The organism is Acinetobacter sp. YK3, from assembly GCF_001729365.1.
Lineage (GTDB): Bacteria > Pseudomonadota > Gammaproteobacteria > Pseudomonadales > Moraxellaceae > Acinetobacter > Acinetobacter vivianii.
The window spans coordinates 1-11,132 of the sequence record NZ_LZPJ01000105.1; the positions used below are offsets into that span (position 1 = coordinate 1).

10 protein-coding genes are annotated in these 11,132 nt (G+C 40.0%); 4 read left to right on the top strand and 6 right to left on the bottom strand.

Going from position 1 to position 11,132, the window contains the following annotated elements; genetic code table 11:
- Window positions 1-25: 25 nt before the first annotated feature.
- On the bottom strand, window positions 26-850 hold the full coding sequence (locus tag A9Z07_RS12370; RefSeq protein WP_069578975.1) for an acyltransferase family protein: 825 nt from the start codon (window positions 848-850) through the stop codon (window positions 26-28).
- Window positions 851-986: 136 nt separating this feature from the next.
- Window positions 987-1,556, bottom strand: coding sequence for a DUF805 domain-containing protein (locus A9Z07_RS12375; RefSeq protein ID WP_069578977.1), 570 nt, complete (start codon window positions 1,554-1,556; stop codon window positions 987-989).
- A 329-nt stretch (window positions 1,557-1,885) separates the two neighbouring features.
- Between A9Z07_RS12375 and acs the strand changes: the two genes are divergently transcribed.
- Entirely contained in the window at window positions 1,886-3,829 is a 1,944-nt protein-coding gene (gene acs / locus A9Z07_RS12380; protein ID WP_004776216.1) for an acetate--CoA ligase, read from the top strand.
- 326 nt (window positions 3,830-4,155) lie between these two features.
- On the opposite strand, the gene A9Z07_RS12385 is transcribed toward acs, so the two are convergent.
- A complete protein-coding gene (locus tag A9Z07_RS12385; RefSeq protein WP_069578979.1) occupies window positions 4,156-4,698 on the bottom strand; it encodes a cysteine hydrolase family protein in 543 nt (180 codons plus the stop codon).
- A 104-nt stretch (window positions 4,699-4,802) separates the two neighbouring features.
- Between A9Z07_RS12385 and A9Z07_RS12390 the strand changes: the two genes are divergently transcribed.
- Window positions 4,803-5,216, top strand: coding sequence for an Lrp/AsnC family transcriptional regulator (locus tag A9Z07_RS12390; protein ID WP_069578981.1), 414 nt, complete (start codon window positions 4,803-4,805; stop codon window positions 5,214-5,216).
- Between the two features lie 79 nt (window positions 5,217-5,295).
- Here A9Z07_RS12390 and sfnG read toward each other — a convergent pair whose 3' ends face one another.
- Both sfnG and msuE read right to left on the bottom strand, forming a co-directional pair.
- Window positions 5,296-6,402: a dimethylsulfone monooxygenase SfnG gene (gene sfnG / locus A9Z07_RS12395; protein ID WP_005260137.1), complete on the bottom strand. Its 1,107-nt coding sequence runs from the start codon at window positions 6,400-6,402 to the stop codon at window positions 5,296-5,298.
- A gap of 26 nt (window positions 6,403-6,428) precedes the next feature.
- Window positions 6,429-7,169, bottom strand: a complete 741-nt coding sequence (gene msuE, locus A9Z07_RS12400) for an FMN reductase (RefSeq protein WP_004776209.1) — start codon at window positions 7,167-7,169, stop codon at window positions 6,429-6,431.
- Window positions 7,170-7,521: 352 nt separating this feature from the next.
- On the opposite strand from msuE, the gene A9Z07_RS12405 reads away from it, so the two are divergent.
- A complete protein-coding gene (locus tag A9Z07_RS12405) occupies window positions 7,522-8,172 on the top strand; it encodes a response regulator (protein ID WP_047430083.1) in 651 nt (216 codons plus the stop codon).
- 121 nt (window positions 8,173-8,293) lie between these two features.
- On the opposite strand, the gene omp33-36 is transcribed toward A9Z07_RS12405, so the two are convergent.
- Complete coding sequence (omp33-36, locus tag A9Z07_RS12410) at window positions 8,294-9,208, bottom strand: porin Omp33-36 (RefSeq protein WP_264754290.1); 915 nt, start codon at window positions 9,206-9,208, stop codon at window positions 8,294-8,296.
- 687 nt (window positions 9,209-9,895) lie between these two features.
- Here omp33-36 and blaOXA point away from each other — a divergent pair.
- On the top strand, window positions 9,896-10,732 hold the full coding sequence (blaOXA, locus tag A9Z07_RS12415; protein ID WP_069578983.1) for an OXA-294 family class D beta-lactamase: 837 nt from the start codon (window positions 9,896-9,898) through the stop codon (window positions 10,730-10,732).
- Window positions 10,733-11,132: the final 400 nt, after the last annotated feature.

Here is an 11,132-nt window from a genome sequence, read left to right on the forward strand (position 1 = left end):
ATAAATATAGAGAATATGAAATAGTTCAAATAAATACAAGAGATTTTCTTTCTAATATTTTATTAATAAAACTATCTTTCTGAATAATAATTAAAGCAATGCAAATAGATGGAATTAGACCTAATACTCCTGGGAAGTGTTGATTTGGGATTAAAAAGAAGCAAGGAAGTAAAATAAATATTCCAATTAAACTTAGAAACTTTTTTTCTTGTATGATAGGGTTTCTAGCGAGTAGGGCGGCTAGAGTTCCAATAAGAAATTCTGGTATTCTTGATAGTAAAGAAAAATATTGGTCTTCATTGGTTCTGTTAAGCTTTATTTCGACCCATAATGTTAGAAGGACAATTAATATAATTGTTATTTCTTTAATTTTTTTTCTAGAAAAAAATGTAAGCAGAATTGGTAAAATGAAGTAGAATTGCATTTCTATAGCAAGTGACCAAGTATGTAATAGAGGGAGCTCCTCCGACATTGGTGAAAAGTAATCGCCAAATGTAGAAAAATAATGATTACTATAAAAATATAGAGTATATTTTAAACTTTCAAGGAAGTATCTTAAATCAGAAATTGGGAGTAGTATTATTGAAACAATTGCACAGATGCTGAGTAAAAGTAAATATGCTGGAATAATCCGAATTATTCTTTTTTTATAGAAGTTTAAGAAGCTAAAATTTTTATTATTATTTAAAATAATAGAGGAGATGATAAATCCAGAAATAACAAAAAAAATATCAACTCCAATAAAACCTGATGGTAACCATTCTTTGTTAACATGAAAAATAATTACTGCAAGGACGGCAACAGCACGTAATCCTTGTATATCGAGTCGTAAAGGAGTTGATGATTGCATGCAAATAAAGAGAATAAATCATTCGTTCTATCATAGCTGATTTATCTCATGAATTGGATAGATCTCCGCCTCGATATACAGTTTAAGAAAAGCTTTAGTGATACTGTTCATATCCTTAATCACATATAAAGCTTCTTTAGAAATATTCAGTTGTGTTTTGAATCATTTGTGTTGGCATATCCCAAAGGTCTGGGCTGGCAAAATAATAAGCAAATGTGAATAGGCCAAACATCATCAGAACTGTGATGAGAATCATGATCCAAGCCAGTATCTTTTCCCAGCCACGTGAAGGACGCATATCACCATAATCATTACGATGTGGTGTACCTGGTGCAAGTAGCACATATAAGGTAAAGAAGAATTGCAGGATAGGCACCAGTAAGATCAGGCATAGCCAGCCCGTTTTATTCAGGTCATGTAAGCGACGGATCAAGAACACAATTTGACAATACAGCGCCACTAACCACAATGCAATCAGGGCAAAAAACGAGAGACCTGAAAATACTGACATGATAGCTGCATCAACATTCGCCTGATTCATGCTAAAAAATCCAGTGAATGCAAAGATGCCGATAAAAGCAGCCATACACACCAGACTCAATAATCCGTACCAGCCGATATAACTCAGACGGTTAAAACGTCCATTTGGCGATAATGGATGATCATTGAACGGTAGAGGAGATATGGGTGTTTCGGGATTAAACATAGGTGATTCCTGTTCTTTTGTTTATTAAATCTTTTAAGCTCGATGCAATGATCAAAATAATCACTTATTTTAAAAAGAAAAAGCATAGACAAGCAGTTCAGATTTAAATTATTTTGAGTAAATTTTTGAAAATAAATTAGGGTCTGTTGACATTTCAGCCATTGTGAAAGGTTAACAGCCCCTAGTCGTAACAGAATAACATTCCTACGACCAAAGCCGCATTGTTTGCGCTTGTAAATGGTGCCCATACTGCTAGAGAGAACAAAACATATCCAGAAGAATAGATGAGAGCATCTAGGATATGAGATAAAAGACCAAGGAAGTAAGCTATGAAAGACATCTACCCAGTGCCTGATAAATTCAAAGAAACGGCAAGAATCTCGGAAGCAGACTATTTCAAACGTTATCAGGAATCGATTGAGCAGCCTGAAGCATTTTGGGCAGAAGAAGCAAAAAATATTGACTGGATCAAGCCGTTTACACAGGTGAAAAATACCAGTTTTCAACAAGATAATTTTAAAATTGAATGGTTTGCAGATGGTGAACTGAATGTCTCTGCAAACTGTTTAGACCGTCACCTTAAAGATAATCCATTAAAGCCCGCGATTATCTGGGAAGGTGATCACCCGTCACGTCACAAGATCATCTCTTTTGTCGAACTGCACGATGAAGTGTGCCGCTTTGCCAATGTCCTGAAAAAACAGGGGATCAGCAAAGGTGATCGCGTAGTGTTATATATGCCGATGGTGCCTGAAGCTGCGATTGCCATGTTGGCCTGCGCACGGATTGGTGCAGTGCATTGTGTTGTATTCGGCGGCTTCTCTCCAGACTCATTGGCCAGCCGTATTGAAGATAGCCAAGCGAAACTGGTGATTACTGCTGATGCGGGAATGCGTGGCGGTAAGTTGCTTCCATTGAAAGAAAATGTCGATGCCGCATTAGAGATTGCAGGAACAGAAAGCGTCCAGAATGTGATTGTGGTACATCGTACCGGCAACCCGATTCAGTTCAATGCACCACGTGATATCTGGTATCACTTGGCGATCATGGAAGTTGATGAGCATTGTCCTCCTGAGCCAATGAAAGCGGAAGATCCGTTATTCATTCTCTATACCTCAGGTTCAACAGGTAAACCTAAAGGTGTGTTGCATACCACAGGCGGTTATCTGGTTTATGTCAACAGTACCTTTAGAGAAATCTTTGATCTGAAAGAAGATGATGTGTACTGGTGTACCGCGGATGTGGGCTGGATTACAGGGCATAGTTATTTGCTTTATGGCCCGCTTAGCAATGCCACCACAACAGTGATGTTTGAAGGCATTCCACAATATCCGACATGGGCGCGTATTGGTCATGTTATTGATAAGCACAACATTACCATTCTCTATACTGCACCAACTGCGATTCGCGCCATGATGCGCGAAGGCGATGCTTATGTGCGTGAAAGTGATCGCAGTAGCTTACGCTTACTTGGTTCTGTAGGCGAGCCGATCAATCCAGAGGCATGGAACTGGTACCACGAAGTTGTTGGTGAGGGGCGTTGTCCAATTGTCGATACATGGTGGCAAACTGAAACAGGCGGAATTCTGATTTCGCCATTACCTGGTGCTACTGCGCTCAAACCTGGTTCGGCGACACGTCCATTCTTTGGGGTACAACCTGCGTTGGTGGATGGTGAAGGCAATGAACTTGAAGGTGCGACTGAAGGCAATCTGGTAATTAAAGATTCATGGCCAGGCCAGATGCGAACCATTTGGGGCGATCCAGAGCGCTTTATTGAGGCTTATTTCTCAACCTTTAAAGGCAGTTATTTTACAGGTGATGGCGCGCGTCGAGATGAAGATGGCTATTACTGGATTACAGGGCGCGTCGATGATGTATTAAACGTCTCTGGACACCGTTTGGGTACGGCTGAAATTGAGAGCGCATTAGTGGCACATGAAGCGGTTGCTGAAGCTGCTGTGGTCGGTATGCCGCATGAGATCAAAGGACAAGGTATTTGTACCTTCGTCACCTTACAGGCTGATGTTGCAGAATCGGAAGAGCTACGTAAGGAGTTGGTGAACTGGGTGCGTAAAGTCCTTGGGCCTGTGGCAACTCCTGATGCCTTACATTGGGCGCCAGCTTTGCCAAAAACGCGTTCAGGTAAAATTATGCGCCGTATCTTGAGAAAGATTGCTGCCAATGAACTTGATACGCTTGGTGATACTTCAACACTGGCAGAGCCAGCGGTGGTTGATCATTTGATTGCCACGGTTTATCCAAACCGATAGAAACCATTTAAATTGAAAAAGAGCGTTTAATCGAACGCTCTTTTTTTATGTGTATTATTTAGGGGTTGTTGACATTTCACAGATGCTTGCGACAGCAGACATTTTTTAGACGGTACAAGGCAGGTTTTGTGAAACTTAGCCATTCTAAGTAAACAAGACCTAACGCCGTAGCGGCAAAAAATATCTCTGTCCCGCAGGGTTATGGCTAAAACTTCCCTAAACTGCGTTATGAAACTTGACAAGGGGGGCGCTATTGCCTGCATTTCATGCCTTATTTTCGTCGTTTTAGCCGATAACGCAATGCATGGTTGAAATGTCAACAGACCCTAATAGTTTGCTAAAAAATCAGCCGTGCTTTGTACCGTGGCAAAGAAACCTAATGCCGATAAAAATGCGGTTTGGACATCCGCGGCTTTCACGGTTTTACCGTCATATTCGAGATCACGGGTTGCAGTCGCATCCGCAATCACGATGGGTTGGTAGCCGAGCTCTTTGGCAGCACGTGTTCCTGAATCAATACATACGTGCGTCATCATGCCAGTAATCACCAGTTGTTCAACTTGATGCTGCTCAAGGATGGCCTTCAGATTGGTATCGACAAAGCTATTTGGGAAATGCTTTTCGACAATAATCGAGTGATTGTTTACTTTTAATTGTGGATGTAATTCAGCACCGACAGTATTTTCCTGAAAAAAGCTAGCAGTGGCTGGGCTAATATGCTGGATATAAATAATAGGCAAATTATTCTGGATGAAATAATCTTCTAATCGGTTGGTTTGCGCCAGTGCGTGGTCTGGATTGACCAGTTCCATTTTACCATTTTTAAAATAATCGTTCTGAATATCAATAATCAGGAGAGCTTGTTTCATCGTTTTTACTTCCAGTGTTAAGTTAAAACAAGAGTAGGGGAAGCGTGAAAAATCCGCTATATTCAGATGAAAGCATTGTTGCTGGTTTTCTTTCGTAATGAAAAATGAATATTGAACTTGATCCCATCGACTTAAAAATTATTGAACTTCTCAAACACGATTCGCGTTTAAGCCATAAAGACATTGGTCAGCGAGTGCATCGTACAGGGCAAGCAGTGGGTGCGCGTATCGCCCAACTCATGGATGCAGGCATCATTAAAAATTATACGATTGCTGTTCATTATGAACATAAGCAGTTTATTCAACTATTTATGAATGATCAGCAAGCTTTTATTGAAGTGGAACTGCTGGTGAAACAATATGAGCAGGTGGATGAGTGTTTTAAAATTCTCGGCAATGCCTGTTACATGATTGTCAGTCATTTTAATCCTGCGCAGTTAAACGAGTTTATTGAGCAGTTATCCAAATGGTGCCGTTATTCGGTCGAAACGGTGATGCGAGAAATTGCAACGGCTTAAAATAAAAGACCCCAAGCCGAGTCTTGGGGTGAGAGTATTTGCCATGTCTTTTCTTTTTCTTCTTGTTTAGTTCCAACGCTTAAGCTGATTTTTCGATCAATAGGTGCTCCTGTTGTTGTTCAAGTTGACGAACCAGAGGTAAGACTTTTTCTCCAAAATATTCGACTTCTTCAATAAAATGCAGAAAGCCTGAAAGTACCAGATCAACGCCGACATTCTTCAACGCTACGATTCGTTCCGCAATTTGCTGGGGTGTACCAATCAGATTAGTCTTAAAACCATCGTTATATTGCACCAGATCATCAAAGGTCGATTTCGCCCAGTTGCCTTCACGTTCAGGCGCTGCTGCTCCTGCTTCGCGTGTCGCATCACCAAAGGCATTGACGGCTTCTACATTGGCCTGAGCAATAATTTCATTCAAGACAGCTTTGGCTTCTTCTTCGGTATCGCGGGCGATAATAAATGCATTGACGCCAATCTTGACCTGACGATTTTCTAGCTTGGCCTTTGCTCGTACATCATCAATCTGTTTTTTGATTTCGTCCACACTGTTGCCATTGGTAAAGTACCAGTCGGATACACGAGCAGCCATATCACGTGCGGCGCGGGAACTACCACCCTGAAATACTTCGATATGAGGTTGTTGCAGTGGTTTCGGTTTTAGCGTGTAATTCTGAAACTGGTAATATTTGCCATCAAAACTATAGTTGTCAGTGGTCCAGATGCCTTTGAGGGTGCGGATAAATTCTTCCGAACGTACATAACGTTCATCGTGTTCAGGCCACGGTTCACCTATCGCATCAAATTCACCACGGAACCAGCCACTGACCACATTAATCGCAACACGCCCTTGGGTCAGATAGTCAATGGTGGCTAGCTGTTTAGCCGCAAGTGCGGGCTTCCAAGGGCCTGGTAAAATCGCAGCAATGACTTTGAGTTTTTCAGTTTTTGCCAGTAAGGCATGGCTAAAACTCACCGATTCATGCTGGTTTTCAGCACCGTAGCCCGCCGTAAAACGGATTTGGGTCAATGCATATTCAAAGCCACTTTTTTCTGCTGCCTGTGCGAGACGAACATTGTATTCGTAGCTCCAGTCGGTACGTTGTTCAATGTTGCTTACAACGAGACCGCCACTTACATTGGGAACCCAATAGGCAAATTTAATTGCTGATGTTGTTATTGTCATCGTTGTAGCCTCCATAGAGATAGGGTTTATGCGACGTGGGTTAAATTTTTTGCAGATTTGGGATGAAGACGCGATTCGGCTGCATCCAAATTCGGTACAGCAGCTGAAGGCAAGACTTCTGCCTGTTCGATCTGTTTATTGATGCCAAGGTTTTGATTGGCTTGTTCAGTTTTGGTTTTAATTACAGCAGCACGCTGACCTTTGGCTGGCGCCCATTCCAAAATCGGTAAAGCACGTGCCACCGCAAGTGTGACGCGATCAGCCAATTGCTCACTTTTGACCGTATATTCAGGGGTGAAATCCCGATCGGTCGCATAGACACCAATCGGTAAGGTCTGGGCTTGAAAGAAGCTAAACAATGGACGTAACTGATGTTCAAGAACCAGAGCATGACGATCACTGCCCCCTGATGCAGCTAGCAAAACAGGGACATCAACCAGTGCAGTTTGTTCTACAAAATCAAAAAAATGTTTGAATAGACCAGTAAAGGAAGCACGATAAACAGGAGTACCCACAATGAGCGCATCTGCTGCTTCTACGGCTGCCAAATCATCCTGAACCCGTTGCGGAAGTTGATTACGGTAAATGGCACCGCCGAGTAAAGGGCCGATTTCGCTGAGTTTGACAAAATGCACCTTGATATCAATGGCTTCTGAGAGTTCGTCCAGAATGGCTTGCACCAGACTTTCAGTTTTTGAAGGACTATTTAAACCACCAGAAACAGCAACAATATTGAGGGGAGTAGATACCGTATTGCGATTGGACATAATAACTGCCTAAAAAAGATTATTTCGAATTGCTATTTATTTATCTACATCGGCATGGGGGCTGTAAAATAAGGAAATGCTGCAAGCTTATCTTTTTTATAGATATATCAATTAATCAGCTTCAATTAAAAATAATTTGGGTTTAATCGGCTGTTTCTATTCAGGATTTTTCATCCACTTTTTGAATTGAATATGATTTAAACGAGTTATATTAATATTTGATTTATTTTGCGAGAAAAGGAAATAAATCAATGCTTGTGCTTGACCTCGGCGCTAATTGAAAATAGGCTTAGACGGATTGAATTTAAATAAACATCGTACAGTGACGTACTTACAGATAGCTTAAGCGCTTATGAATATTTTAATTGTAGACGACCACCCTCTCTTTAGACATGCCTTGATTCAAGCGGTTCGTTATAGTTTGCCTCAGGCACAGATTCAGGAGACGGCTGATGTTGATGAATTCTATGCACGCTTAGAACATGGTGCAGAACCTGATCTAGTTTTACTGGATTTAAATCTCCCTGGTGCTTCCGGTTTCTCCGCTCTGGTGTATGTCCGTGCACAATATCCTGCGATTCCGATTATTGTTGTTTCAGCACATGAAGAAGTTTCGATTATTCAACGTGCCATTGCACATGGTGCGATGGGCTATATCCCGAAATCTTCACATCCAAGTCATATTGGTGAAGCAATTAAACATGTTCTGGAAGGTGAAATCTGGTTACCACCGAATTTACCAAGCCATTCAGGTTTTGATCCAAGAGCCGCGGATGAAACTGCTTTGGCAGAACGTCTTCAATCATTGACACCACAGCAATTCCGCGTGTTAATGATGGTGGCAGAAGGTTTATTAAATAAGCAAATCGCTTATGAACTGGAAGTCTCTGAAGCGACGATTAAAGCGCATGTCACCGCAATTTTCCGTAAATTGGGCGTACAGAACCGTACTCAGGCTGTATTGGCGATCAGTGCTTTAAATATTGAAGACAAAAAGATGTAATCTGTTGAATTGAGGGTTTAGACTCTCATTTTATGAAATGACAGATAATAAAAAACCAGTTCGAAAGAACTGGTTTTTTATTATGAATTCGTTGTTCTATCGCTAGAACTAAAATCCAATATTAGAAACGGAACTTCGCGTTTACGCCAACAGTTTGCGTATCTAAGTCAGCATTAACTGCATTTGCATTAACGTAGCTAGCACCTACAGCAACCGCTGGAGTGATGAAGTAGTTTACGTTTGCACCCCAAGCTGAATCACGAGTGTTAGTGTAGCTAGACTCAGCGTAAGAAGCACCAACGCTTAACTTAGGTGTTACATAAAGATCAGTTTTTAATTCGTAAGCAGTGTCATCACCGTAAACAATACCAGCTTCGAAACCTACAGCCATGTTTGTACCGTCAATTTTACCTACATATTTAGTACGTGCAGTGACTGCATCTTGATCTTGACCGATAGTTTTCGCTTCAGCTACAGATTTTGCAATACCACGTGCAAGAACGCTATTTGCATCTAAAGCAAATTGGTCAGCGATGCTTGTATAACCCACAGCAACTAAGAAGTTAGGAGTAAGCATAGTACCAACTTCTAAAGCATAGCGATCGCCATTGTCTTTTTTGCCATCAATTTTAGTTTGAGAGTGGCTATAAGAAGCGCTTGTGTATACTGGTAAGTAAGGTGTTGGGATATATGCTTCACCTTTAGCACCGTAAGACTCATTCTTACGAGTTACGATTTCATCACCGCTTTCTTTAGCAAAGCTATAAGCTACAGAAACATTAGATGCTTGGTTTAAGAAAGCAGCTTCAGCTAAAGGACCTTTTGAAGTGTCTACATCTTTAAGGAAATAGCTGATTTGACCAGCACCAGTAAAGTCTTTGTCATTCTGTTTTGTATCTAAAAATTCAGATTGACCTTGAACTTCGAATTGGTATGCGTGAGCGCCGGTCATGGCTAAAACTAGAGCAGTGGCTAAACCGAGTTTTTTCATAATGATTTCCAGCTTTAAAACAAGAAAGAGTAAATTTGGAGTCATTGTATTGTAACAATTTATGAAGTCAATGTAATAAATTCGCCCTTCCGATAAGCGATCAAAATGTGACTTGTCGTCGTACAAAAAGTGAACGTTTAATTAAATTGTTGTCAACCTTTTATAAATTATATAACTAACAAGTAGATAAGCTTACATTTTGTCTTTTTATAGAATGTAATCGCTATCTCACAGTTGAATAGTTTGATTGGTTTGTTCGATTATTTTAATCGTTTTTTTCGTTGATAAAGGTCTTTATTTTGTCATAAAAAGGCAACTAAAAGCGTGAGCTGAAATGACCTTATTTGTATTTTTTGCGATGAAGTATGCAAAAAACTGCTCCTTCTGACCAAATTAATATAACCGAAAATACCCAATAAGTCTGATTTTTAATAACCAATTAACAAAAACGATTGGAAATTTAATTCCGATCTATTTAATCGACTTTACTTTCCGAGAAGTACTTCACATAATAATAAGCAAGAGGTATCTAATTTGCATTTTAGTATCTCATAACATTTTCTTGAGTATTTCGATGTTTTAAACATCAATGTTTTACTAGCTCGGCTTTCCCCAAGGCTGAGCTTTTTTTTGTCTGCAATTTCTATTTGTACACATAAATAATGCTACAGCACCGAGAGAAGAAACAATTTATAGTCATTATTTCTCCATGTATTATTCAATTCTTTCATTATGTCTAAAAAATTAAAATTACTCGCGCTATGTGCAACTGTAATCTCAGCTGCAACACTGGTCGGTTGTCAAAATATTCAGTCCCAAGCTCAACCTCTAGTCTTAAATAAACAGGCTCAGGATCAGATCGCAACTGCATTCGAAACTATCCAGACAACCGGTGTATTGGTCACCTATGATGGCAAAAATTTTCAAAAATATGGCAATGATCTCAGCCGTGCAGATCAGCGTTACATTCCTGCCTCAACTTTTAAAATGCTCAATGCCTTGATTGGTATACAGCACCATAAAACCTCACCTAATGAAGTGTTTAAATGGGATGGACAGAAACGGGCTTTTCGTAGCTGGGAGAAGGACTTAACGCTTGCTGAGGCAATGCAGGCTTCGGCTGTACCTGTCTATCAGGAGCTGGCGCGCCGTATCGGTCTAGAATTAATGGCAAGTGAAGTAAAGCGGGTTGGCTACGGTAATCAAAATATAGGGACGCAAGTTGATAATTTCTGGTTGGTGGGGCCTTTGGAAATTACGCCAGTTGAGGAAGTAAAATTTGCTTATGCCTTAGCCAAACAGCAACTTCCATTTGATCCCTCAACACAGCAGCAAGTCAGAGATATGTTGCTGATCGAAAATGTTCAGGGAACCAGTATTTATGCCAAAAGCGGTTGGGGAATGGATGTAAATCCTCAAGTTGGATGGTGGACGGGTTGGGTCGAACAACCAAATGGTCAAATCACAGCATTTTCGCTGAATATGGAAATGAAAAAAGCAGAACATGCGGATGCGCGTAAAGCCATTGTTTATCAAGCTTTACAACAGTTAGGTTTATTACCCCAATAAAATTCTGATAAAAAAAGACCCAGCTTTTAAGATAAAGCTGGGTTCGAAAAGGATGTTTCACATTGGGGAGAAAACATCCTTGAGGGTTTCTGTGCAAAACAAAGAATCTCAGTGCTTGATGAAATTATGTTCTTTGGAAAGTAATTTGTGAAATTGATAATTTTTATTTTAAAGATAGGGTTTTTCGATCAAAAATAAAATGATATTAAAAAGTAAAAGGTGAATCTGGGCTGATCAGTTGACTTAAATTAATTTAAAAATACTAGCTATCTTTTTGACTTTTATCATTTATATTATAAATTTTAAACACGATCAATATGATTTAATTCAGTAAATATAAATAAAAATTATTCTCAATAAATAATATTTTTTTTTCATTGTTTACTTGGAAATCTTGAGG

Bases quoted from the DNA above. Each gene is read 5' to 3' on its own strand.
- A9Z07_RS12370 (WP_069578975.1), bottom strand. From the start codon at position 850: ATGCAATCATCAACTCCTTTACGACTCGATATACAAGGATTACGTGCT.
- A9Z07_RS12375 (WP_069578977.1), bottom strand. From the start codon at position 1,556: ATGTTTAATCCCGAAACACCCATATCTCCTCTACCGTTCAATGATCAT.
- acs (WP_004776216.1), top strand. From the start codon at position 1,886: ATGAAAGACATCTACCCAGTGCCTGATAAATTCAAAGAAACGGCAAGA.
- A9Z07_RS12385 (WP_069578979.1), bottom strand. From the start codon at position 4,698: ATGAAACAAGCTCTCCTGATTATTGATATTCAGAACGATTATTTTAAA.
- A9Z07_RS12390 (WP_069578981.1), top strand. From the start codon at position 4,803: ATGAATATTGAACTTGATCCCATCGACTTAAAAATTATTGAACTTCTC.
- sfnG (WP_005260137.1), bottom strand. From the start codon at position 6,402: ATGACAATAACAACATCAGCAATTAAATTTGCCTATTGGGTTCCCAAT.
- msuE (WP_004776209.1), bottom strand. From the start codon at position 7,169: ATGTCCAATCGCAATACGGTATCTACTCCCCTCAATATTGTTGCTGTT.
- A9Z07_RS12405 (WP_047430083.1), top strand. From the start codon at position 7,522: ATGAATATTTTAATTGTAGACGACCACCCTCTCTTTAGACATGCCTTG.
- omp33-36 (WP_264754290.1), bottom strand. From the start codon at position 9,208: ATGACTCCAAATTTACTCTTTCTTGTTTTAAAGCTGGAAATCATTATG.
- blaOXA (WP_069578983.1), top strand. From the start codon at position 9,896: ATGTCTAAAAAATTAAAATTACTCGCGCTATGTGCAACTGTAATCTCA.